Source organism: Halolamina sp. C58 (genome assembly GCF_051195095.1).
In the GTDB taxonomy this organism is placed as follows: domain Archaea; phylum Halobacteriota; class Halobacteria; order Halobacteriales; family Haloferacaceae; genus Halolamina.
On the sequence record NZ_JBNTJY010000001.1, the window covers coordinates 1322708 to 1344657 of the forward strand.

At 68.7% G+C, this 21950-nt stretch carries 22 protein-coding genes; 14 read left to right on the forward strand and 8 right to left on the reverse strand.

From position 1 onward, the window contains the following. Positions 1-3: 3 nt before the first annotated feature. On the forward strand, positions 4-1239 hold the full coding sequence (locus tag ACQUSM_RS06980; protein WP_435117101.1) for a mandelate racemase/muconate lactonizing enzyme family protein: 1236 nt from the start codon (positions 4-6) through the stop codon (positions 1237-1239). Further along, entirely contained in the window at positions 1236-2216 is a 981-nt protein-coding gene (kdgK1, locus tag ACQUSM_RS06985) for a bifunctional 2-dehydro-3-deoxygluconokinase/2-dehydro-3-deoxygalactonokinase (RefSeq protein ID WP_435117103.1), read from the forward strand. Before ACQUSM_RS06980 ends, kdgK1 begins: the two co-directional genes overlap by 4 nt. Positions 2217-2218: 2 nt before the next feature. On the opposite strand, the gene gfcR is transcribed toward kdgK1, so the two are convergent. Further along, positions 2219-2839, reverse strand: coding sequence for a transcriptional regulator GfcR (gene gfcR, locus ACQUSM_RS06990; RefSeq protein ID WP_435117105.1), 621 nt, complete (start codon positions 2837-2839; stop codon positions 2219-2221). Next, the gene (locus ACQUSM_RS06995) at positions 2836-3876 is read right to left on the reverse strand and encodes a glucose 1-dehydrogenase (protein ID WP_435117107.1); all 1041 of its coding nucleotides are present in this window, start codon (positions 3874-3876) and stop codon (positions 2836-2838) included. The genes gfcR and ACQUSM_RS06995 overlap by 4 nt, the downstream gene beginning before the upstream one ends. Before the next feature lie 61 nt (positions 3877-3937). On the opposite strand from ACQUSM_RS06995, the gene ACQUSM_RS07000 reads away from it, so the two are divergent. Beyond that, the gene (locus ACQUSM_RS07000) at positions 3938-5206 is read left to right on the forward strand and encodes an HAD family hydrolase (protein WP_435117109.1); all 1269 of its coding nucleotides are present in this window, start codon (positions 3938-3940) and stop codon (positions 5204-5206) included. On the opposite strand, the gene ACQUSM_RS07005 is transcribed toward ACQUSM_RS07000, so the two are convergent. Together ACQUSM_RS07005 and ACQUSM_RS07010 are read right to left on the reverse strand one after the other, a co-directional pair. Then, positions 5207-6523, reverse strand: a complete 1317-nt coding sequence (locus ACQUSM_RS07005) for an MFS transporter (protein WP_435117111.1) — start codon at positions 6521-6523, stop codon at positions 5207-5209. Between the two features lie 58 nt (positions 6524-6581). Beyond that, a complete protein-coding gene (locus tag ACQUSM_RS07010) occupies positions 6582-7556 on the reverse strand; it encodes a PGF-CTERM sorting domain-containing protein (RefSeq protein ID WP_435117113.1) in 975 nt (324 codons plus the stop codon). Between the two features lie 230 nt (positions 7557-7786). Here ACQUSM_RS07010 and ACQUSM_RS07015 point away from each other — a divergent pair, with 230 nt between their 5' ends. After that, positions 7787-9313, forward strand: a complete 1527-nt coding sequence (locus ACQUSM_RS07015) for a cryptochrome/photolyase family protein (protein ID WP_435117115.1) — start codon at positions 7787-7789, stop codon at positions 9311-9313. Positions 9314-9328: 15 nt separating this feature from the next. Here ACQUSM_RS07015 and ACQUSM_RS07020 read toward each other — a convergent pair whose 3' ends face one another. Then, positions 9329-9910 (reverse strand): GNAT family N-acetyltransferase, encoded by a 582-nt coding sequence (locus ACQUSM_RS07020; protein ID WP_435117117.1) that lies wholly within the window; start codon positions 9908-9910, stop codon positions 9329-9331. 48 nt (positions 9911-9958) lie between these two features. Further along, on the reverse strand, positions 9959-10387 hold the full coding sequence (gene cdd / locus ACQUSM_RS07025) for a cytidine deaminase (RefSeq protein ID WP_435117119.1): 429 nt from the start codon (positions 10385-10387) through the stop codon (positions 9959-9961). A gap of 255 nt (positions 10388-10642) precedes the next feature. Between cdd and ACQUSM_RS07030 the strand changes: the two genes are divergently transcribed. Then, complete coding sequence (locus ACQUSM_RS07030; protein ID WP_435117121.1) at positions 10643-10873, forward strand: UPF0058 family protein; 231 nt, start codon at positions 10643-10645, stop codon at positions 10871-10873. Between the two features lie 103 nt (positions 10874-10976). Here ACQUSM_RS07030 and ACQUSM_RS07035 read toward each other — a convergent pair whose 3' ends face one another. Beyond that, on the reverse strand, positions 10977-11429 hold the full coding sequence (locus tag ACQUSM_RS07035; protein ID WP_435117123.1) for a DUF555 domain-containing protein: 453 nt from the start codon (positions 11427-11429) through the stop codon (positions 10977-10979). A gap of 80 nt (positions 11430-11509) precedes the next feature. Between ACQUSM_RS07035 and ACQUSM_RS07040 the strand changes: the two genes are divergently transcribed. Beyond that, on the forward strand, positions 11510-11962 hold the full coding sequence (locus ACQUSM_RS07040; protein ID WP_435117125.1) for a bifunctional nuclease family protein: 453 nt from the start codon (positions 11510-11512) through the stop codon (positions 11960-11962). 56 nt (positions 11963-12018) lie between these two features. After that, complete coding sequence (locus ACQUSM_RS07045) at positions 12019-12501, forward strand: acyl-CoA thioesterase (RefSeq protein ID WP_435117127.1); 483 nt, start codon at positions 12019-12021, stop codon at positions 12499-12501. A 50-nt stretch (positions 12502-12551) separates the two neighbouring features. Here the strand turns inward: ACQUSM_RS07045 and ACQUSM_RS07050 are convergent, their stop codons facing one another. Next, positions 12552-13589 carry a S1C family serine protease gene (locus ACQUSM_RS07050; protein ID WP_435117129.1) on the reverse strand — a complete coding sequence of 346 codons (1038 nt, stop codon included), beginning with the start codon at positions 13587-13589 and terminating at the stop codon, positions 12552-12554. 144 nt (positions 13590-13733) lie between these two features. Between ACQUSM_RS07050 and ACQUSM_RS07055 the strand changes: the two genes are divergently transcribed. The 7 genes from ACQUSM_RS07055 (at position 13734) to ACQUSM_RS07085 (ending at position 21869) form a co-directional block, all read left to right on the forward strand. Continuing rightward, positions 13734-15605 carry an ABC transporter substrate-binding protein gene (locus tag ACQUSM_RS07055; protein WP_435117131.1) on the forward strand — a complete coding sequence of 624 codons (1872 nt, stop codon included), beginning with the start codon at positions 13734-13736 and terminating at the stop codon, positions 15603-15605. Positions 15606-15829: 224 nt separating this feature from the next. Further along, positions 15830-16921 carry an ABC transporter permease gene (locus ACQUSM_RS07060; protein WP_435117133.1) on the forward strand — a complete coding sequence of 364 codons (1092 nt, stop codon included), beginning with the start codon at positions 15830-15832 and terminating at the stop codon, positions 16919-16921. Then, complete coding sequence (locus tag ACQUSM_RS07065) at positions 16918-18471, forward strand: ABC transporter permease (RefSeq protein ID WP_435117135.1); 1554 nt, start codon at positions 16918-16920, stop codon at positions 18469-18471. The genes ACQUSM_RS07060 and ACQUSM_RS07065 overlap by 4 nt, the downstream gene beginning before the upstream one ends. Next, positions 18471-19526, forward strand: a complete 1056-nt coding sequence (locus ACQUSM_RS07070) for an ABC transporter ATP-binding protein (RefSeq protein WP_435117137.1) — start codon at positions 18471-18473, stop codon at positions 19524-19526. The genes ACQUSM_RS07065 and ACQUSM_RS07070 overlap by 1 nt, the downstream gene beginning before the upstream one ends. Then, the gene (locus ACQUSM_RS07075; RefSeq protein ID WP_435117139.1) at positions 19523-20854 is read left to right on the forward strand and encodes an ABC transporter ATP-binding protein; all 1332 of its coding nucleotides are present in this window, start codon (positions 19523-19525) and stop codon (positions 20852-20854) included. Before ACQUSM_RS07070 ends, ACQUSM_RS07075 begins: the two co-directional genes overlap by 4 nt. Beyond that, positions 20844-21239 carry a DUF7555 family protein gene (locus ACQUSM_RS07080; protein ID WP_435117141.1) on the forward strand — a complete coding sequence of 132 codons (396 nt, stop codon included), beginning with the start codon at positions 20844-20846 and terminating at the stop codon, positions 21237-21239. Before ACQUSM_RS07075 ends, ACQUSM_RS07080 begins: the two co-directional genes overlap by 11 nt. 45 nt (positions 21240-21284) lie before the next feature. Continuing rightward, entirely contained in the window at positions 21285-21869 is a 585-nt protein-coding gene (locus ACQUSM_RS07085) for a DUF7529 family protein (protein ID WP_435117143.1), read from the forward strand. The last annotated feature ends 81 nt before the right edge of the window (positions 21870-21950 follow it).

Sequence of the window (21950 nt, forward strand, 5' to 3'; positions counted from 1 at the left end):
GCTATGGTCGACTACTCGGAGCTCCACGATCCGAACGCGGAGTACACGATGCGGGAGCTCTCCGCCGAGACGATGGGTGTCACGGGCGAACGCGGCGGCGGCCGGGACGTGGAGATCACCGACGTGCAGACGACGATGGTCGACGGGAACTTCCCGTGGACGCTGGTCCGAATCTACACCGACGCCGGCGTCGCGGGCACGGGCGAGGCGTACTGGGGCGCCGGCGTCCCGGAACTGATCGAGCGAATGAAACCGTTCCTGATCGGCGAGAACCCGCTCGACATCGACCGCCTGTACGAGCACCTGATCCAGAAGATGTCCGGCGAGGGCTCCGTCGAGGGGGTGACGGTCACCGCCATATCGGGGATCGAGGTCGCGCTCCACGACCTCGCGGGGAAGATCCTCGACCTGCCGGCCTACCAACTGCTCGGCGGGAAGTACCGCGACGAGGTGCGGGTGTACTGTGACTGCCACACCGAGGAGGAGGCCGACCCCGAGGCCTGCGCGGACGAGGCCGAGCGCGTCGTCGAGGAACTGGGGTACGACGCGCTGAAGTTCGACCTCGACGTGCCGAGCGGGCTGGAGAAGGACCGCGCGAACCGCCACCTCCGGCCGGGGGAGATCCGACACAAGGTCGAGATCGTCGAGGCGGTCACCGAGCGCGTGAAAGACCGCGCGGACGTGGCCTTCGACTGCCACTGGACGTTCTCCGGCGGCAGCGCCAAGCGGCTCGCCGAGAAGCTCGAACCGTACGACGTGTGGTGGCTCGAAGACCCCGTTCCGCCCGAGAACCTCGACGTACAGGCGGAAGTCACGAAGTCGACGACGACGCCGATCACGGTCGGCGAGAACCGCTACCGCGTGACCGAACTCCGCCGGCTGATCGAGGATCAGGCGGTCGACATCGTCGCCCCCGACCTTCCCAAGGTCGGCGGCATGCGCGAGACGCGAAAGATCGCCGACGTGGCGAACCAGTACTACGTCCCGGTCGCGATGCACAACGTCGCGTCGCCGATCGCGACGGTCGCGGCGGCCCACGTCGGCGCCGCGGTGCCGAACTCGCTGGCAGTCGAGTACCACTCCTACGAACTCGGCTGGTGGGAGGATCTGGTCGAGGAGGACGTGATCGTCGACGGCTCGATCGAGGTGCCCGAGGAGCCGGGGCTCGGCGTCACCCTCGACCGCGACGCCGTGGCGAAACACTTAGTCGATGGCGAGGAACTGTTCGACCCGGTATGAGCCTACCCGCCGGCGGCGACGGCCCGGAACCGACGCTCGCCACCTTCGGCGAGAGCATGCTGCGGTACAGCCCCCCGGCCGGCGACCGGCTCGAGACGGCCGACGAGCTCGCGGTCCACGTCGGCGGCGCTGAGAGCAACGTCGCCGTCGCCGCGGCCCAACTCGGCTGTGAGGCGGCGTGGCTGTCGAAGCTGCCCGACTCGCCGCTGGCCCGCCGAGTCGAGCGCGGGATCCGCGAACACGGCGTCGACCCCTTCGTCGCGACCGGCGAGGGGCGGGTCGGGACGTACTACCTCGAACCGGGCGGGAAGCCACGTGGAACCACCGTCGTCTACGACCGCGAGGACGCCGCGATCCGGACGGCGACCCCCGACGAGCTGGCAGTCGACCGCGTTCGCGCCGCGGACGCGTTCTACACCAGCGGGATCACGCCCGCGCTCTCGGAGACGCTGCACGAGACGACCGCGGCGCTGCTGAAAGCGGCGGGCGACGCCGGCGTCACGCGCGCGTTCGACCTCAACTACCGATCGAAGCTCTGGACGCCCGCGGAGGCGGCCGCGCGACTCCGCCCGCTGTTCGAACACGTCGACGTGCTGGTCGTCGCCGAACGCGACGCCGAGGCCGTGCTGGACCGCGAGGGCGAGGCTGGGCAGGTCGCACACAGCCTCGCGGTCGAACACGACTGCGAGGCGGTGGTCGTCACCCGCGGCGACGCGGGCGCGGTCGCCGCCCACGGCGGCGAGATCCACGAGGCAGAGGCGTTGGAGACCGACACCGTCGATCCGGTCGGGACGGGCGACGCGTTCGTCGGCGGGCTGCTCGCGAGCCTGTTGACCGGCAGTTCGGTCCCCGACGCGCTCGACGCCGCGACCGCGACCGCCGCGCTGAAACGGACTGTCGCGGGCGACGCCGCGGTCGTGACGCCCGAGGACGTGGCGGCAGTGATCGACGGCGGCACCGACGCGATCGATCGCTGAACTCAGGCGCCGTTGCCGACGCGGATCACCTGCAGCAGCGAGTACACCGGTACGCCGTCGACCTCGTCGACGCCGCGCTTGTCCGCGAGCACGCCGCAGGCGACGGGCTCGCCCCCGCGGGCGCGCACGGCGTCGATCGTCTCCTGCATCGTGGTGCCGGAAGTGATCGTGTCGTCGACGATGTAACACTCCCGCTCGCGGACCTCCGCGAAGTTCCGGGAGAAGCCGCCTTCGAGGTTCTCGATGCTCCCCTCCTCCCACTGGTGTTTCCGGGGCGTGTACGTCGCGAGATCCGTGTCGAGTTCGGTCGCGACCGTCGTCGCGAGCGGGCCGCCTGCCTTCTCGACGCCGACGGTCAGATCCACGTCCTCGCCCTTCTTCGAGAGCAGGTCGGCCAGCGCGGCCGCGACGTGGCCCAGCCGCGAGGAGTCCCGGCCGACCGCCGACCAGTCGACGTGGATGTCGCCCGGCCCGCCGCCCTGTGCGGGCGTGGCGCCGGCCCGGTCGACCAGCCACGAGGCGGTCTCCCGGGAGACGTTGAGCTCGTCGGCGATCTCCCCCTTCGAGAACCCGCGGTCGGCGAGCGAGCGTGCCTCCTCGATCAGGTCGTCGACGTTCTTCATGGGTCGAGTTCGACTGCCGCCTTGATAACGTCGCTGTCCAGCGCCGCCTCGAACGCCTCGATGGGGTAGACGTGCTCGACGAACGCCGAGCGCACCGACTCGGGCATCGCGTCGAGCCACTCGATCGCGCGTTCGAAGTGGGTGTAGCCGGCGTTGACCGACCCCACCACCGCGCGGTTGCCCAGCACCAGTTCGCGGTGGAAGTCGGCGAGGTCCACCTCCGCGGTGTGGGGTTCGGGCACGCCGAGCAGCGCCGCCACGCCGTTCGGTGCGAGCGCCGACACCGACTGGACCGCGTGCGGCGCGTGACCGGTCGCTTCGTACACGAGATCCATCGGCGCGTACGCCTCGGACACCTCGGCGACCGGCGTCTCGCGGGAGTCGACGTACGTCGCGCCGGCCTCGATCGCGAGTTCGACGGCGGGATCGTCGCGGTCGCGACGGCCGAGGCAGTACACCTCGTCGAACCGCTCGGCGAGCACGGGCAGCGTCAGCAGCCCCAGCGAGCCCGTCCCGAGCACCAGCGCCCGATCGCGGTCCCACGCGAACGGCTCGCGGGAGGCTTCGGCCAGCTCCAGCGCCTTCGCGGTGATCGACAGCGGCTCGACGAGGAAGCCGTACGGCGCCAGCCGCTCGGGCAGCGGGACGAGGTACTCGCTCGGGACGGCGACGTACTCGGCCATGAACCCGTCGGCGCCGTCGATCCCGCACTCGACGGTCTCGTCCATCGGCGCCATGTCGGGCTCGCCCCGCCGGAAGTACTCGTTGTACGCCCCCGGCGGCCGCCGGACCGTCGGGACGACCGTCTCGCCCGCGTCGAGCCCCGTGCCGTTCGGTTCCGCGACAGTGCCGACGGCCTCGTGGCCGAGCACCATCGACGCCTCGACGCCGCCGTGTACGCCGTCGAGCACCTCGCGGTCGGTGCCGTCGATGCCGACCCGATCGACCCGAATCAGCGCCTCGCCGGGGCCCGGCTCCGGCCGCGGCCGGTCGACGAGCCGCGGCGAGCCGTCCTCGCTCAACACAACTGCATCCATGGAACACCGTATCACACAGCCGCACAAAACGTTTATCCTATAGTGAGTAAAGATTTGAGACATGCGAAACCCCGACCGCTCGGGCGTCGACCACCGGGAACGGCTCGACCGGCTGTACGACGAGTTCGACACCGCGTCGATCCGTTCCCTGCGCGATTTCGTGGAGCTGTTCCCGCCGGTCGACTCGACGGCCGCGCTGGAGCGGTGGGAGACCGCGCGCGCGGACTTCGAGAGCCGGAACGGCCGGATCGTCGACGCGTTCGGGGCCGCGTACGCCGACATCGCGAGCCGGGCGACCCGAGAGACCGCGAGGACGGCCGCCGAGCTCTGGGCGCGCGAGCGGCGACCGATCAACGTACTCGTGCTCGACGTGGACGAGACGCTTCGCTCGGCGGGGAGCACGGACAACGAGATCCCCCGGGAGACGCTCCACCTGCTGACGGAGCTGCACGACGACGGCGTGCCGATCGTGATCTGTACCGGGCAGACGCTGGAGAACGTCAAAGGGTTTCTCGTGCAGGGGCTCGGCAGCGAACTCGTCCACTCGGGCGATCTCTCGGTGGTGTACGAGGCCGGCAACGGCGTGTTCACCCCCGGCCACGGCTCTGACACCAAACAGCTGCTGTACGAGGAGCTGGCGCCGTCGGTCCGTCGGGTGTTCGAGCAGGTGCGGTCGAGCGCGCTCGGGGACGCCCCCCAATCGGTCGCCCGGGGCTGTCACCTCCAGGGCAACGAGTTCAACGTCACGCTCAAACCCAACCACGAGACCGGGAGCGACGAGGCGCGGGCGGTGATCGACGAGGCGCTGCGCCACCAGATCGACTCACTGGGCCGGGCGGTCGCGACGGAGACCGGGATCGAGGGCGACGCGGAAGGCTGGGCGCGGGCGTACTACGCGGCCGCGGACGACGAGATCGCCGCCGTCCTCGAACGCGTCGACGCGACGGTGGCCGACGTCGAGATCCCGGAGCCGGTCCGGGAGCTGTTCGAACGCGTCGACGTGGGGTACTACGAGGCCGACGCCGCGGAGATCACGTCGCTCGAACTCGACAAAGTGGCCGGCGTCGAGGCCGCGTTCGACGTGCTCGGCATCGAGGACCCGTTCGCGCTGGTGCTCGGCGACTCGAAGTCGGACCTGCGCGTGATGGAGTGGGTCGACCGGACCGAGTCGGGGATCGCGGGCGCACCGCGGCACGCCTCCGACGTGGTGCTGGAGCACGTCCGCGACACCGACGGGCTGTTGTTCGACCGCGGCGACGCGGGCACGCCGCTGCGGACGACGATCGCGCTGAACCGACTGGCCGCGTTCGAGGCCGGAGACGGTCGCTGATCACCACTCGGTCAGCGCGTCGCGGCCGTGGAACCGCGTGAGCACGACCGCGAACGTGAGCGCGCCCGCCACCGCGAACGCGCCGCCGGCGTAGAACACCGTCTCGATGCCGTACTGGCTCCAGAGCCACCCCGCGAGCACCGGGCCCAGGACGCTGCCGGGTCGCCAGACGAGCTCGCGGATGCCGAAGCTCGCGGCGATGCCGCCCTCGTCGGCGCCCTCGTCCGCGAACAGCGCCATGCTCGCGGGCTCGCGGAACGCGTCGACGACGCCGAGCAGGCCGTTGATGACGAGTAGCGGGATGAACGCCGAGGAGAGAGTGCCGAGCAGCGGGAACGTCGCCGGGAGCGCGAGCGCCTCGCCGATCGCGGGCGAGAACGGGATCGCGACCGCGATCAGCCCGTAGGCGCCGCCGCCCGCGAACACGAACAGCGAGCGGCCGTAGTCGTCCGAGAGCCGGCCGGTGAACGGCTGACAGAGCATGTTCGTCAGCTTCTCGGCGACGATCACACAGGAGATCGCGAGCCCCGCCTCGGTGTACCCCAGCCCGCCGCGGGCGACCGAGACGCCCGCGTAGATGCTGGCCCACGAGCGCACGAGCGTCACGGCGACCGCGTACTGCGCCCGGAAGGAGGTGAGCGTGATGATGCGCTTGTTGAGCGCCAGCCCCGCGAAGGGGTTGCCGTGGGATCGCGTCTCGTCGTTGGGGAGGTAGAGCCAGACGGCGGCGATCCCGAGCGCGAACGTGACGATCGTGACGGCGTAGATCGGGGTGAACCCGAGCGTCTGGTAGAGGCCGCCGGCGGAGAGCGAGCCGACGATGGAGGCGAGAAACCGGACGGCGTTGGCTTTCCCGATGCTGTTGGCCCGCTCGCCGTGGTCGGCGAGTTCGCCCACCAGCGCGAGCGTCATCAGCCCGGAGCCGGTGACGGCGGCACCCTGCAGCGCGCGAACGCCGATGAACCCCGAACTGTCGGCGAACGCCGTCGAGAGGCCGACGCCGAAGACGGCCGCGGCGGCCGCCACCGCGTCACCGATGGCCTGCACGTTCGCGAACGCGACGTAGGCGACGGTGCTGGCGAGCAACACGCCGAGCAGCACCCGCTTCTTGTCTCGGCTGTCGCCGGCCCACGCCAGCGGAATCACCGCGATCGTCTGTGCCAGCGTGAAGCCGGTGATGAACAGCCCCGCCATGAAGTCCGAGGCGTTCAGGATCTCGATGTAGAACGGGATCAGCGTCACCAGCGTCACGTAGCCAAAGCCCGTCGCGAACCGGGCGAGATAGAGCGACCAGAACTGCAGACGTTCCTCGTTCACACGCCGACTGTGAGGGAGCCTCGAAAAGGGGTTTCGCTTCGATACTCGGTCGGCGGGACTACGCGCGACGGCCGGCGACGGCAGCGGCGCCGAGCAGCGCGAGGAGCGCGGCGACGACGCCGAAGCCGGGTCCGGAGGTGCTCGTCCCGGTCGGCTCCGCCGTTTCAGTCGCCGTCGGGGTCGATGCCGGCGTCTCGGTCGCGGCGGCCTGGATCGTGCCCGTCACGGTCGCGTTCAGGTCGGTTCCCTCGGCGGTGGCGCGAACCGTGTACTCCTCGCCGGCGTCGAACCCGTCGACGGAGAGTTCACCCGTCGCGCGGCCGTCCGTGCCGACGGTCGCCGTCGTGGTTCGACTCTCGCCCTCGCCGGGTGCGAGCGCGATCGTCAGCGAGGTGCCGGGCGCGAGCAGCGTCGCGGCGGTGAACTCGACGGTCCCGCCGGCGGTCGCCTCGTCGACGCCGCCGACGAAGTTGACCGACGGCTCGACGACGCCGAAGTTGGCCGTCCGGGTGACGTTCTCGCCGTCGGTGACCGCGTCCGTGACGGTCGCAGTCGCGGTGAAGCTATCGCCCGCATCGGCGGTTCCGGTGCCGTTGGCCTGTTGGAACGCCGTTGTCGCGATATCGACGGCGACGTAGACGGCGCTCTCGGTGGTGCGGACCGCGACGCCCTCGGTGTCGGCGCTGGCGTCGAGCGTCTTCGCCGTTTCGTTCACGCCGACGCTGCTCGCGGTCTGTCGGAGGGTCAGCGTCAGTTCGTCGCCGAGCAGGGTGCCGTCGTCGTCGGCTTCGGCGGGCACGCCGGAGGCGTTGAGTCGAAAGACGGCCACGTCGCTCTCCGCGACGAGGCTGTCGGTCGCGTCCGAGGCCGTAGCGGCCTCCGCGGCGGCGGCGGCCGAGGCGGTCGCCGGCGCCGTTGTCACGGTCAGGTCGCCGACGGCGTCCTCGTCGACGGGTGCGGCCGCGGTCGCGGGTGCGACGGCGGCGACGAGCAGTACGACTGCGAGTGCGAGTGCGGTGTGTCGTGGGTTCATGAGCAGTGACGGCCGCCCGTTCGCCGTCGTGGATCGCTCACCGTCGGCCGACGCTCGGACGGTGACTCGACGTGGAGGGCGTTCGGGCGGGATCGGACCGGTGTCTCCCCGTTTCTCTGAACGAACTAAACCGTTCGCTTCCGGTTGCTGTCTGGTAGTTGTTGCCGAATCTGTATCGGAAATTTTTGCCGCTCCGATGGTTTCACGGCGCCGCCGGCCCAGCAACGCCCATGACGGTTTTCTGGCACCGGCGGGATCTGCGGGCGAGCGACAACCGCGGGCTCGCGGCAGCGGCCGACGACGCCGGCGGGGTCGTTCCCGTGTTCGTCTTCGATCCGACCGTGCTCGAACACGGGAGCGATGCCCGGGTGCGGTTCATGCTCGACTCGATCGCGGAACTGCGGGACGCCTACCGCGAGCGGGGGAGTGATCTCGTGCTGGCCCGCGGCGACCCCGCCGCGGTGCTGCCCGCGCTCGCCGCGGCCGTCGACGCCGGGACGGTTCACTGGAACGCCGACTACTCCGGACTCGCACAGGAGCGCGACGAGCGAGTGGCAGACGCGCTCGACGCCAGCGGCGTCGACACGGAGACCCACCACGACGCGGTGTTCCACGAGCCGGGGACGATCCGGACGAACGCCGGCGAACCGTACTCGGTGTACACGTACTTCTGGAAGAAGTGGCGCGACCGCGAGAAGCCCGACCCGTTCGAGACGCCCGACGGGAGCGATCTCGCGGACGCCGACGGGCTCGCGAGGGACGAACTCGCGGCGTCGTTCGACGGCGAGTTCGACCTCGACGGCGCGCTCCGGGGGGAGCTCCCGTCGATCGAGCAACTGGGCTTCGAGGAGCCGGACGCCGACGTGCAGGCCGCCGGGACTGCGGCCGCGCGCGACCGGCTCGCCGAGTTCTGCGAGGGACCGATCTTCGAGTACGAAAAGCAGCGAGAGTACCCCGCTCGGGACGGGAGTTCGCGGCTCTCTCCCCACCTTCGGTTCGGGACGATCGGTCTCCGGGAAGTGTACGAAGCGACCGAGGCGGCGATGGAGGAGGCCGCCGAGCGCGACGAACGCGACGAGGAGTACGACCCCGAAGCCGACGACGACGAACTCGGGCCGGCACAGGAGAGCGTCCGGACGTTCCAGTCACAGCTGGCGTGGCGGGAGTTCTACACGCAGGTGCTCTACTTCAACCCCGAGATCGTGACGGCGAACTACAAATCCTACGAGGCGCCGATCGACTGGCGCAACGACGACGACGAGCTCGCCGCGTGGAAAGCCGGGGAGACGGGCTACCCGATCGTCGACGCCGGGATGCGCCAGCTCCGCGAGGAGGCGTGGATGCACAACCGCGTCCGAATGATCGTCGCCTCGTTTCTCACGAAGGACCTGCTGTGGGACTGGCGGGCGGGCTACGACCACTTCCGGGACCGGCTCGTCGACCACGACACCGCGAACGACAACGGCGGCTGGCAGTGGGCGGCGTCGACCGGCACCGACGCCCAGCCGTATTTCCGGATCTTCAACCCCGCCACGCAGGGCGAGCGCTACGACCCCGACGCCGAGTACATCACGGAGTACGTCCCGGAGCTCCGGGGGCTCGACGCCGAGGAGATCCACGGCTGGGTCGAGATGAGCGACGCCGAGCGCGCGGAGGTGGGCGTCGACTACCCGGATCCGATCGTCGACCACGGGGAACGCCGGGAGCAGGCGCTCGCGATGTACAAACGGGCTCGCGGGGAGGAGCCCGACGAGTAGCGCCGGCGGAACGGACTACCCGGTGTCGTACTTGTACGTCGCTTCCTCCGCGTCGATCCCGAAGTCCTCGGCGCTCTCCTCGGGCTCCTCCGGCTCGCTGCCGCCCTTCTCGGCGTTCTTGAACCGATCGCGGAGTTCGGCGGGCATCTCGAACGCGCCGGTGTCGATCGCCAGCGCGGTCACGTCCTCGTCGACCTCCTCGCGTTTCTGTTCGAGGCGGTCCTCGATCACCGGCGGGCGTTCCTCGGCGTCGACCGGCTCGAAGCCGAACTGCCGGAGGTAGTCGTCGCTGTCGGTGATCGAGTACACCGTGTCGAACTCGTTGTCGGCCGCGAGATCGATCAGTCGCTCGACGACGTGGGCGCCGACGCCCTGCCCGCGCCAGCCGTCCACGACGCCGATCCCGGTGAGTTCACAGACCTCCCCCTCGTCGGTTTTGTGGATGCGGTAGCGACCGAAGCCGGCGCGCTCGTTCGTTCGCTCGTCGACCGCGATCACGTAGTCCCGCGAGCGGAAGGCGGTGCTGTCGAGCCCCATCTCCTCGATCCGGTCGAGCAACCACGCCTCGTCCCGGTTCCGTGCGTCGCGGACGTACATGTGCGGCCGTATGGCCCCGGGGGGCAAATGGCTTCCGCGGGTTCGAGGTCAGTCGTCGTCGGCCTCGGGGTCGATACCCAGCATTCCCGGCGTGATCGTGTCGGGGATGAGTTCGCCCAACGAGTACTCTGTCCACTCGCCGTCGCCGGTGTCGCAGTACACCGGGACGTCCTCGTCGCCGAACTCCGCGAGGGTCTGCCGGCACATCCCACACGGCGTGACGCCGTCACGCTCCCCGGAGGTGACCGCGACCGCCGCGATCGATCGATGCCCCGCGCTGACCGCCGCGCCGACCGCGACCTCCTCGGCGTGGAGCGCGTTGCTGTAGTTGGCGTTCTCGATGTTACAGCCGGTGAACACCTCGCCGTCGTCGGTCAGCACGGCGGCGCCGACGGTGTACTCCGAGTAGGGGACGTAGGCGGCGTCGAGGGCGTCGCGGGCCCGCTGGATCAGCGACGCCGCGTCGGTGGACTCCATACCCGAACCTGCGTACGGACTGACTTGAAACGTCTGAAAGCTCACGCTCGGCCGCGCGACCACGAGAACAATCCGCACGAAAGCGCCGGTGTCGGTCCGTCGTCGAGCGCGAACGCCGTCGCCCGTCCCCCCGCATCATGTCGAGAAAATCATCGATTCCGGCGATTTCCGGCGAACCAGACGCTCTGTAGGCATTGTGTGTTAACAATACTCAAAGTAACCATATAACCCTCCGGACGGTAGACGACTGTGGACATGAAGAAACAGGAGCTCATTCACCTCCACGGTCTTCTCTCGGAGGTACGGGCCGAGTACGAGGACGCGCCGGAGCCGGAACTCGACCTCACCGGATACGAGGAGTTCGGGGTCCAGCCCACGTCGATTCACCGCTCGAAAACCGACCACAAGCGCGCCGTCTTCGAGCTGATTCACGGGCTGACAGACTCGCTCGACGAGAAAGAAGCGGTCCCCGCGACGGCCGACTGACGCGCCGACTCGACCTCCTGCGATCCCACGCTCGATAGCGGCGGCGCCGTTCACGAGGAAGTCCGGGACGGAGCGCGCGGCAGGTCACGCGCCGTGATCGGTTTCACTCCCGATGCTGTTCGACCATCTCCTCGAACTCCGGGAGCAGCGTCTCCTCGTCGCTGTCCGCTTCCGCCTCGGCGTCCTCGGTGGCGTCGGCCGCCGCAGTCTCGGTCTCCTCCTCGTCGGCCGGCTCACAGGAGAGGCGTTCGAGCGGGATGCCTTCCAGCCGGCTGCCGATCTCCGAGCGCGCGATCCGGACGGCGTGGTCCTCGCTCTCCACGTCGTACACCGTCATTTCGAGTTCGAGCGCGACCAACCCTTCGCCGGCGGCGACGGTGGCCGGCGGGAGCTCGGCACCCCGAGGCGAGCGACGGCTGCGGGGCTCGATATCCACGTAGGAGAGATCGGGGTTGAGCTTTTTCCCGACCTTGGAGATGGCCGCGCCGACGGCTGCCTCGGGTGTCACCACGTCGTAGACCGGCACCGGCGCCTCCAGTACGACTCGGCAGTCCATCGGTCGCGTGTTCGCGAGCCGGCAGCATGAACGTTCGGTCCCGCGACAGCTATTTGCGGGTTCGAGTCGACCGATCCGGTATGAGCCACGTCGCCGAACTCACGGGTATCGCGACGGGGAACACGCCGTCGGGGGAGGCGGTCCCGGCCGCGTTGCTACACGCGAGAGGGGAGTACCTCCCTATCTTCGTCACCGACGATCAGGCCGACGCGATCCGACGCGGGCTCGCGGGCGAGCCGTTCGATCGGCCGCTGACCCACGACCTGCTGGTCGAGATGGTCACGGAGTTCGGCGGCGCGTTCGACCGCGTGCGGATCGACGAGCTCCGAGAGGGGACGTTCTACGCGAAGATCGACGCCCAGCGCTACGAGGACGGCGAGGCCGAATCGCGCACGTTCGACGCGCGACCCAGCGACGCCGTCGCGATCGCGGTCCGGGCGGACTGCCCGATCGAGATCGCCGACGACGTGCTCGACGCCGCGGGGCGCAGCCGCGAGGAGCTCGGCGTCGACGACCCCGACGGCGACGAGTAGCCCGGGCCGTCGACCGGACCGGCGGGTTTGAGTACGCCGCGCTCGGAGCGATGCCCATGACCGAGACGGCGACGCTCGCGGAGTCGTACACCGAGATGACCGAGCTCCTGCTCCCGAACGACACGAACAACCTCGGCCGGGCGCTCGGGGGCGCCGTCCTCCACTGGATGGACATCTGCGGCGCCATCGCGGGGATGCGCTTCGCGAACAGACAGGTCGTGACGGCGTCGATGGACCACGTCGACTTCATCTCGCCGATCGATCTCGGCGAGGTGGCGGTCGTGCAGGCGTACGTGTTCAACACCGGCCGCACCAGCGTCGACGTGAAAGTCGACGTGCGCGCGGAGGACCCCCGGGAGGGCGAGGAGCGGAAGACCACCGCCTCGTTCTTCACGTTCGTCGCGCTCGACGACGACGGAACGCCGACGGAAGTGCCGTCCCTGGAGTGCCCGACGGCGGACGAGGAGACGCTACGCGAGGAGGCCGTCGAGGAGCGAAAGCAGCAGTTCGAGGATCTCGTCGCGCGGATGGAGGACTGACCGGCTCCCCCGGTTGTCTCTGGCTCACCCCCGCGGCGTGTCTTTTCCCGTTATCGGGGGGCCGGCCGCGTTCCGAGCGTCACGTCCACGGTCCGGCGCTCCCCGTCGCGGCGCACCGTCACCGCGATCGTGTCGCCCGGGCTCGTCTCCAGCGCGAGATACGTGCCGAGCTGGCCCGTCGTCTCGACCCGCGTCCCGTCGAGCGCGACGATCACGTCGCCGCCGGTCGGCTGGGGCGACCCCTCGACGGTCTCCGTTCCGCTGCCGCCCTGCAGGACGCCGTCGGCGGGGCTCCCCTCGGGAACTGCGGAGACGTAGACCCCGCGTGCCGCCTCGAGATCGTTGGCTGCGGCGAGCAGCGGCGTGACTGGGAGGATGCGCACGCCGAGGTAGGAGTGCTCGTAGCTGCCCGTCTCGACCAGTTCGGGGACCACCCGTTCGGTCAGCGCGGCACTGATCGCGAAGCCGACGTTCTCGGCGCCGGCCTGCGTGACCACGCCCGCCACGTCGCCGTCGAGCGTGAGCAGCGGGCCGCCGCTGTTGCCGGGGTTGACGGCGGCGTCGGTCTGGACCGCGCCGGAGATGGTGAAGTTCTGGATCGAGGAGATCGTCCGGTTCACGCCCGAGACCACCCCGGAGGTGAGCGACCCCGCCAGCCCCAGCGGCGCGCCGACGGCGGCGACGCGAGTGCCGACCGGCGGCTGCTCGTCGAGCAGCGGGAGTGGGTCGGCGTCGACGGGCGGATCGACCGAGAGCGCGGCGAGGTCGCTGTAAGGGTCGCTGCCCAGTATCTCGGCCTCGGTCCAGTCGCCGTTCGCGAACTGGGCGCGCACCGTGTCCGCGCCCGCGACGACGTGGGCGTTGGTGACCAACACGCCGTCGTCGGAGAGCCAGCCCGAGCCCTCGCCGAGCGGACCGCGAGAATCGTACACGCGCAGGCGGACGACCGACGGGGAGACTGCCTCGTAGAGGTCGACGAACGGTCGGTCGCCGTCGAGTCCGGCGTCGCCGTCGGGGGCGGCACAGCCCGCGAACGCGGCGATCCCGGCACCGGCGACAGTGAGAAATCGGCGGCGGGAGTAGTCCATGCCGGCTTTGGGGAAGCGACGAATAAACGGGTTGGGGTCGGGGATTCTCTCCGCATCCGCCACATTCATGTGCCTTGGTAACGTTCACCACGTAATTATCACTACATAACGTTTAAGTTCACCACGGTGGGATACGTTGTCAGGATGTCCGAAGATAGTGATTTCGATCGTCGTAAGTTCCTCCAGGCGACTGGTGCGGCCGCGCTGACTGCCAGCGTCGCCGGCTGTACCGACGGTGGCGAGGGGTCACCGACCGACAGCCCCAGCGGCGGGGACGGTACCCCCACCGGGACCGATGGCCAGGGCGGTGACGAGGAGTTCACCGGCCTCGACTCCTACCCGTACTCGCCGGGCGAGACGGACGTGGAGAGCGCCCGTCAGGTGATGGAGGAGGCCGGCTACGGCCCCGACAACCGCTTCGAGCTCGACTGGCTCCAGTACACGAGCCCGGCGTGGAAGGAGATGGCCAACACCATCCGTTCCCGCCTCGAGAGCGCCTACATCGACATGAGCATCGCCGAGGCCGACTTCAGCGGCCTCCTCAGCCGAACCGAGAAGGGCGACATGCAGGCGTTCACGCTGGGCTGGATCGCGGACTACCCCGCGCCCCAGAACTTCCTCCAGCTGGTCGACCCCGAGAACACCATCTACGACGGTGAGGGCCCCGCGCCCAACGGCGCACGCCTGTTCTGGACCGAGGACTCCGAGACGGAGACCGACGTCCGGAACTTCATGACCGAGCAGTTCGACCAGATCCAGAACAACCCCCAGCAGTCCGAGGAGGCCCAGCAGGCTCGTGACGAGGCTGCCGTCAAGATGGAGGAGGGCCTGTGGGAGTCGGCCGCGCTGCTGCCGATGTACCACCAGGTGTCCCAGAGCTTCTGGTACGACCGCCTCGACTACAGCCCGCCGGGCGGGATGGGCGGCTCGCGCTCGAAGGAGAACATCTCGGTTCAGGGTCTGGAAGGCAAGGACCGCCTCGACAAGATCTCGGCGACGTTCAGCGCACTCGACCCGATCGCCTCGGGGAACACGGCCTCGGGCGGGAAGGTGATGAACCTGTTCGACGCGCCGATGAACTACCACAACGGGACCACCGAGGTCCGGAACCTCCTCGTCGACGACTACAGTGTCAGCGACGACCTGACGGAGTACGAGTTCACGCTCAAGGAGGGGATCCAGTTCCACGGTGACTACGGCGAGGTCACCGCCGACGACATGGTGTACTCGATCCGCCGCCTCGTCGAGTCCTCCAACTCCACGAACACCTACTTCCCGAACTCGGTGCTCAACATCGAGCGCGAGACCGACGACGACGGCAACGTCGTCCCCGGCTCGACCGGCGTCGAGGCTACGGGCGACTACACGTTCACGGTCACGCTCCAGAACTCGTTCCCGTTCGCGCTGTCGGTGCTCGCCTACTCCGCCTTCTCGGTCGTCCCCGAGGGCATCGTGGGCGACATCGAGGGGTACGAGGGCGACATGAGCTGGGAGGAGTTCTCCACCAACCCGGTCGGCTGTGGTCCGTTCCAGTTCGCCAACTGGGAGTCCGGCAACGGCGGCGAGTTCAACGCCGACAAGTTCGACGACTACCACGGCCAGGAGGCCGCGATCGAGGGGATCGACGCCGCGATCATCACGGACACCACCGCCTCGTACAACTACTTCCTGAACGAGAACGCCGACGTGTCCGGCATCCCGACCTCGAAGTACGACCCCGGGAAGGTCAGCATCGAGGAGACGGTCGACGGGATCGACCGCGGGACCTACGGGCCGATGGAGAACGACAAGACGGTCAACATGGCCCAGTCTGCGACGATCAACACCTACTACGTGGCGTTCAACATGCAGGAGGTGCCCAAGCCGGTGCGTGAGGCGATGGCGTACGTCGTCAACCGGCCGCAGTTCGTCCAGAGCGTGTTCAAGGGCCGCGGTGCGCCCGCCTACCACCTGACCCCGACGCAGGTGTTCCCCGGCGGCGCCTCGGCTTACGAGAGCCACTGGCAGGGCGAGTAACTCCCGACCCGCGCTCGCCCCGCTCGAGCGCATCGACAGGGTGAAAACCTCGCCGGCCGATGTTCGTCATAGTCGTGCCGGTGTGACACAGCCACGATATCATTGTTCGGTATGATTAGACTTCCATCCTCTCGTCGCCAATCACGTCGGTACCCGGTCCGTACCGACACTGACGTATCGTCCCGCTTCGCTCGTCGACCGAGCCATGCTGAAGAGACTCACACATGAATCGATCACTGTACATCCTGAAACGGCTCGGGCTGGGCATCCCCGTGATACTGTTCGGGCTGACGATGTCGTTCCTGATCATGTACCTCGGCCCGCTCGATCCGGTGCTGGCGATTCTCGGCCGTGACGCCACCTCCAGCGACATCCGGCAGCTCCGGATCGCCCTCGGCTACATCCAGCCCGACGGGACCCCCGTCCCGGTCTGGCGCCAGTACGGCAACATCATGTACGACCTGTTCACGCTGCAGTTCGGGCAGTCGTGGGTCCTCCAGCGTGGGGTTCCCGTCACCGAGGTCATCGCGAACCGGATGCCTGCGACGCTGTGGCTCGGGTTCTGGTCCGTCGTGATCGCGCTCATCTTCGGGATCCCGCTCGGCCTGTACGCCGGCCTCCGCGCCAACACTTGGGGTGACTACCTCGCCTCCGGCGGCGGCATCATCTGGCGTGCGATGCCGAACTTCTGGCTCGCCGTGATGATCGCCGGGAGCCTCAGTGCCGGCGGCGCGCTCTCGTGGTACCGCGGCCTCGGTATCAGGACAGACGTGATCGGGACGCCCGACGTGGTGTCGAACCTGTTCACGGTGATCGAACTGTTCAACGGGATACCGGTGCTCGAACTGCTGTTCATTCCGATCCCCAACCTCCAGAACATGCTGATCGCGTTCAAGTGGATCCTGCCCGCGGCGCTCGTGCTCGGCTCGGCGTCGATGGGGAACGAGATCCGCATCGGCCGCACGGCGGTTCTGGAGAGCATCAACTCGAAGTACGTGGAGACGGCCAAGGCCAAGGGGCTCTCCCCGCGGCGGATCGTCGTCAAACACGTGGGCCGGAACGCGATCGTCCCGCTGCTGCCCGTCATCATGGGCGAGTTCTACCTGCTCATCGGTGGCTCGGTGCTCGTCGAGAGCGTGTTCAGCATCAACGGGCTCGGGAACCTCTTCTTCCGGGCGATCCTCGGGCCGGACATCCCCGTCGTGATGGCGCTCGTGTTCATCTTCGTTCTCATCCAAGTACTGATGAACATCCTTCAGGACGTACTCTACACACTGATCGACCCGCGTATCACACTGGGGGACACCCAACAATGAGCACGAACACCGCCTCGGAAACCGACACCGGGCCGAAGTTCGAGTACGACGACAGGCCGCTGTGGTCGCGCGTCGTCGACGACCCCGCGCCCGCGCTGCGCTGGCTCGCAGTGACGGCCGCCCTGATCGCCGTCGAGTTCGGCGCGTTCGTGGGGGGGATCCTGACGGTGCTCGACGCGGCGTTCATCGGCGTGACCGCGATCTTCGACGTGCTGTTCGGTCTGCTCGGGCTCGGCGGAATCTCCGCCGGCGTCGTCGACTTCCAGTCGAACGTCTCCGGCGCGATAACGGGCGTCCGCGACACCGCCGAGAGCCTCCCGACGCTGCTGAGCCGGCACACGATCCCGAACCAGGGGCACATGGCAAGCGCCGACGGCCCCTGGGTGGACACGTTCCTCGGGCTGGAGCCGGCGCTGGCGTGGGCGTTCCGCGTCCTGCTCATCGTCGCATACGCGCTGTTCGCGTTCTACTGGGTGTTCCGCGGCTGGCTCGTGTTCCGCGAGCACTACCGACAGGCCGACTGGACGCCCTCCGACGACATCGTCGACCGGCTCCGTGACCACCGCTGGGGCCAGTTCGGCATCATCGTGCTGGCGCTGTTCCTGATCATGGCGCTGTTCGGCCCGGCGCTGGGTCCGACGACGGTCGCCGGGAACATCCAGTCGCCGTACAGCAACGAGATCCAACACTTCGACGAGGAGGCCGGCGAGGTCGTGACGATCACCGCCGGCGCCGCCAACTTCGACTCCAAGTCGAAAGGCGCCGGCAGTCAGAACGTCGGCCCGATGACGTACGACAACTTCGAGCGGTTCCATCCCTTCGGCACGCTCCCGAACGGTCGTGACCTGTTCACGTTCATGATGGGCGGGGCCCGGATCACGCTGATCGTCGCCGGGCTCGCGATCGGGCTGAGCGCGGTGATCGCCGGCGGGCTCGCGATGGTGTCGGCGTACTACACGGGGGTGATCGACCTCGGTATCCTCACGACCGCCGACGGGATCGTCTCCGTCCCGCGGCTGCTCCTGCTGATCATGATCAGCGCGGTGTTCGCGAACCACTGGATCGCGAACGTGCTCGACGGCGGGTTCCTGTTGGCACTGATCTTCGGGTTCACCGGCTGGCCGTTCCTCTGGCGGGCGGTCCGTGGCCCGGCGCTCCAAGTCGCCCAAGAGGAGTGGATCGACGCCGCCGAGAGCTTCGGACAGGGGTCGCGGACGATCATGCGCAAACACATGTTCCCCTACATCACTGGCTATCTACTCGTGTACGCCTCGATGTCCACCGGCGGGATCATCGTCGGTCTCGCCGCGCTCTCCTTCCTCGGCAACGGGCTGGGGATCACACCGCCGACCCCCGCGTGGGGGCGTGCGGTGTCGCTCGGACAGTCGTACGTCTCCGGGCCCTCGTGGCACATCTCGTTCATCCCCGGCGCGATGATCGTGGTGCTCGTCACGGGGCTGAACGCGTTCGGTGACGGGATCCGCGACGCGATCGACCCCGAGACCGAGAGCGACGAAGGTGAGGAAGCCGCCGCAGGGGGTGGTGCCTGATGGCCGCCGAAGAGGACGTGGTGCTCTCGGTCCGGAACCTCCAGACCGTGTTCCACACCGACCGCGAGACGATCAGGGCCGTCGACGGGGTCGACTTCGACGTCCGCAAGGGCGAGACCGTCGGCATCGTGGGCGAGTCCGGCTCCGGCAAGTCGGTGACCGCCCGCTCGATCATGGGGCTCATCGAGAGCCCCGGCGAGGTGCTGTCGGGCTCGTCGATCAAGCTCAACGGCGAGGAGCTGACCGAGTACAACGAGAAGCAGTACCAGCAGGTGCGGGGCAGCGGCATCGGGATGGTGTTCCAGGACCCCCAGAAGTCGCTCAACCCCGTCTACACCGTCGGGAACCAGATCAAGGAGGCGCTGGAAGTGAACCAGGGGCTCACCGGCGAGGACGCTCGCAAGGAGGCGATCAGGCTGCTCGAACGGGTCGCCATCCCCGACGCGCCGCGCCGGCTGAACGAGTACCCCCACGAGTTCTCCGGCGGGATGCGCCAGCGTGCGGTGATCGCGATGATGCTCGCCTGCGATCCGGAGTTCCTGATCTGCGACGAGCCGACGACGGCGCTGGACGTGACGATTCAGGCGCAGATCCTCGAACTGCTCCAGGACCTGCAAGAGGAGCGCGGACTCTCCATCCTGTTCATCACCCACGACATGGGCGTGATCGCGGAGATCGCCGATCGCGTGAACGTGATGTACGCCGGCGAGTTCGTCGAGAAGGCGCCGGTCGAGGAGCTGTTCGCGAACCCGCGCCACCCCTACACCGAGGGGCTGCTCGGCGCGATCCCCGGCGAACAGACCGCCGGCGACCAGCTCCGGACGATCGAGGGCGACGTGCCGACGCCGAACGAGAAGGCGACCCACTGTCGGTTCGCCCCGCGGTGTCCGGAGGCGTTCGACGCCTGCGACGCCGTCGCCCCGCAGCACGTTCAGGTCGGCGAGAGCGACGACCACACCGCCGCCTGTCTGCTGTACCCGGACGACGAACCCGAGGACCGCCGCGTCGAGCGCCACCGGGAGCTCGCCGCGGCCGACGGAGGTGAGAACGAATGAGTCAACAGCTTCAGCGGGACGATCCGACCGAGGAGGAGACGCTCATCGAGGTAGAGGGCCTCAAGAAGTACTACGGCGGCGACGGCGTGCTGGCGCCGCCACCGGTGAAAGCCGTCGACGGCGTCGACTTCGAGGTCAAACGCGGTGAGACGTTCGGGCTCGTCGGCGAGTCCGGCTCGGGGAAGAGTACGCTCGGTCGGACGCTGATCCGACTCGAACAGGCCACCGAAGGGACCGTCTCCTTCGACGGCACGGACATCACCGAGCTCTCCGGGAAGGACCTGAAACACTGGCGACGGAACGCGCAGATGGTGTTCCAGGACCCCGAGTCCAGCCTGAACGACCGAATGACCGTCGGCGAGATCGTTCGGGAGCCGCTGGACGCCCACGACTGGAAGACCGATCGCGACCGCCGGCAGCGCGTGCGTGAGCTGCTGGAGAAAGTCGGGCTACAGGAGGAGCACTACTTCCGCTACCCCCACCAGTTCTCGGGCGGGCAGCGCCAGCGCGTGGGCATCGCCCGTGCGCTCGCGCTCAACCCCGAGTTCGTCGTGCTCGACGAGCCCGTGAGCGCGCTCGACGTCTCCGTGCAGGCGAAGATCATCACGCTGCTCGAAGACCTCCAAGACGAGCTCGATCTCACCTACCTGTTCATCGCGCACGACCTGAGCGTCGTCCGGCACATCTGCGACCGCGTCGCGGTGATGTACCTCGGGAAGATCATGGAGCTCGGCGAGACGGAGGAGCTGTTCAACGACCCGTCGAACCCGTACACGAAGTCGCTGCTGTCGGCGATCCCGCGGCCGGACCCGACGGCGACGATCGACCGGATCACGCTCCCCGGAACGCCGCCGAGCCCGCGAGACCCGCCGCAGGGCTGTCAGTTCTCGACGCGCTGTCCCGCCAAGATCCGGCCCGAGCAGTACCGCGACCTCGACGACGACGTGTGGGAAGCCATCGAGCGGTTCCGAGAGATCGTCCGGGAACGGACCCGGGTCGAGCTCTCGATCACCGACCGCGTGAAGCGCCGGACCGGCAGCTTCTCGAAACACGACGACATCGAGGAAGCGGTCGGCGACCTGTTCGACGGCGTCGACAGGCCCGCGTCGGTCGAGGAGCCGGTCGAGCGGGCGCTCGAACGGGTGAAAGCCGGCCACCCCAGCGAGGCACGCGACCTGCTCCGCGAGGAGTTCGGCGGCGTGTGTGACAACGAACGCCCCGAACACTACACGGTCAGCGACACGGGACGGAAGAGCTACTGCCACCGGCACAGCGACGAGTACGCCGACGTGGACGCCCGGCTGGGTCGAGAGACCCGTGGCGAGTAGACGCTTCCTCCGCTACGCGGAGTTCGCCCTCTGGGTCGTCGCAGCGACGACGCTGATCGTCGCCGGCGCCGCGGTGCCGGCGTTCCTGCTCGGGGAGGGGCTCCCCACCCTGAAGCTGCTGCTGTTCGTGATCGGGACGCTGCTGTTCGGGGTCGGGAGCTTCGGCATCCAGCCCGAGCGCCCCAAACGGGACGGGCAGATCGTCGACCTCGAGAGCGGGGAGCCGAACCGGTTCGAAGACCGGATCCAAGAGCTCCCGCCGCTGCGGGGGGAGCGGCTCCCGTTCTCGGACCGGGTGGACCGCAACGTGAAGCTGTTCACCACCGCGGTCGCCGTGCTCGCGGTGTCGGCGGCGCTCGAACTCGTGTTCGGCGTTCCCGGCTGAGCAGGAACGCACACCTTTTATCAGCGACGCCACCCCTGTATCGGTATGGTCAACCCCGACGGCGAGGGCGTGCCGGACGAGCTCGACCGGATCGCCGACGACGCCGACGTGATCCGCGACGGCTGGCAACGGACGGTCGAGGACACGCGAGCGATGGCCGCCGACCGAGAGGACGCCGGCTACGAGACGCTCGTCGTGTTCTCACAGGACACCTCACCCGTCGCTCCCGACGCCGAGGGCGCCGAGCACTGGGGACTGACGTATCTGGTCGACAACGACACGGCGGAGACCGTCGAGGACGCGCGCGAGCGTGCCGAGTTCGACGAGACCGCGGTGTATCAGGCCGGCGCCGGCCCGACGACGTTCATCGTCACCGAGTGTCTCGACCACGACGAGGAGTTCGTGGTGTTCGTCGCCGGGGCGTTCCGGAAGCGCGAGGCGGGCGGGCTCGTCCGCGCCGCGACCGAGCGCGGGGAGATGCACACCCACTTCCGGACGCTTGACGGCACCGTGATCGCGTCGGTCGAGCACGACGACGTGTCCGCGTTCTTCCCCGACCCGCAGGAGTACTACTCCTACGGCGGGCAGTTCACCGCGGACACCGGAGTCCCGGACGACGACGACGAGTAACTGCGCCTAACAGCATAGGCTGACAGTTTACGCGGGACGAGCCGGTACTGACAGTCGGAGGGGTGGGATCCTCCGAGCGGG

Bases quoted from the DNA above. Each gene is read 5' to 3' on its own strand.
- ACQUSM_RS07075 (WP_435117139.1), top strand. From the start codon at position 19,523: ATGAGTCAACAGCTTCAGCGGGACGATCCGACCGAGGAGGAGACGCTC.
- ACQUSM_RS07040 (WP_435117125.1), top strand. From the start codon at position 11,510: ATGAGCCACGTCGCCGAACTCACGGGTATCGCGACGGGGAACACGCCG.
- ACQUSM_RS07060 (WP_435117133.1), top strand. From the start codon at position 15,830: ATGAATCGATCACTGTACATCCTGAAACGGCTCGGGCTGGGCATCCCC.
- ACQUSM_RS07015 (WP_435117115.1), top strand. From the start codon at position 7,787: ATGACGGTTTTCTGGCACCGGCGGGATCTGCGGGCGAGCGACAACCGC.
- ACQUSM_RS07050 (WP_435117129.1), bottom strand. From the start codon at position 13,589: ATGGACTACTCCCGCCGCCGATTTCTCACTGTCGCCGGTGCCGGGATC.
- ACQUSM_RS07065 (WP_435117135.1), top strand. From the start codon at position 16,918: ATGAGCACGAACACCGCCTCGGAAACCGACACCGGGCCGAAGTTCGAG.
- ACQUSM_RS07070 (WP_435117137.1), top strand. From the start codon at position 18,471: ATGGCCGCCGAAGAGGACGTGGTGCTCTCGGTCCGGAACCTCCAGACC.
- cdd (WP_435117119.1), bottom strand. From the start codon at position 10,387: ATGGAGTCCACCGACGCGGCGTCGCTGATCCAGCGGGCCCGCGACGCC.
- ACQUSM_RS07045 (WP_435117127.1), top strand. From the start codon at position 12,019: ATGACCGAGACGGCGACGCTCGCGGAGTCGTACACCGAGATGACCGAG.
- ACQUSM_RS06980 (WP_435117101.1), top strand. From the start codon at position 4: ATGGTCGACTACTCGGAGCTCCACGATCCGAACGCGGAGTACACGATG.
- ACQUSM_RS07010 (WP_435117113.1), bottom strand. From the start codon at position 7,556: ATGAACCCACGACACACCGCACTCGCACTCGCAGTCGTACTGCTCGTC.
- ACQUSM_RS06995 (WP_435117107.1), bottom strand. From the start codon at position 3,876: ATGGATGCAGTTGTGTTGAGCGAGGACGGCTCGCCGCGGCTCGTCGAC.
- ACQUSM_RS07035 (WP_435117123.1), bottom strand. From the start codon at position 11,429: ATGGACTGCCGAGTCGTACTGGAGGCGCCGGTGCCGGTCTACGACGTG.
- kdgK1 (WP_435117103.1), top strand. From the start codon at position 1,236: ATGAGCCTACCCGCCGGCGGCGACGGCCCGGAACCGACGCTCGCCACC.
- ACQUSM_RS07020 (WP_435117117.1), bottom strand. From the start codon at position 9,910: ATGTACGTCCGCGACGCACGGAACCGGGACGAGGCGTGGTTGCTCGAC.
- ACQUSM_RS07085 (WP_435117143.1), top strand. From the start codon at position 21,285: ATGGTCAACCCCGACGGCGAGGGCGTGCCGGACGAGCTCGACCGGATC.
- ACQUSM_RS07000 (WP_435117109.1), top strand. From the start codon at position 3,938: ATGCGAAACCCCGACCGCTCGGGCGTCGACCACCGGGAACGGCTCGAC.
- gfcR (WP_435117105.1), bottom strand. From the start codon at position 2,839: ATGAAGAACGTCGACGACCTGATCGAGGAGGCACGCTCGCTCGCCGAC.
- ACQUSM_RS07055 (WP_435117131.1), top strand. From the start codon at position 13,734: ATGTCCGAAGATAGTGATTTCGATCGTCGTAAGTTCCTCCAGGCGACT.
- ACQUSM_RS07030 (WP_435117121.1), top strand. From the start codon at position 10,643: ATGAAGAAACAGGAGCTCATTCACCTCCACGGTCTTCTCTCGGAGGTA.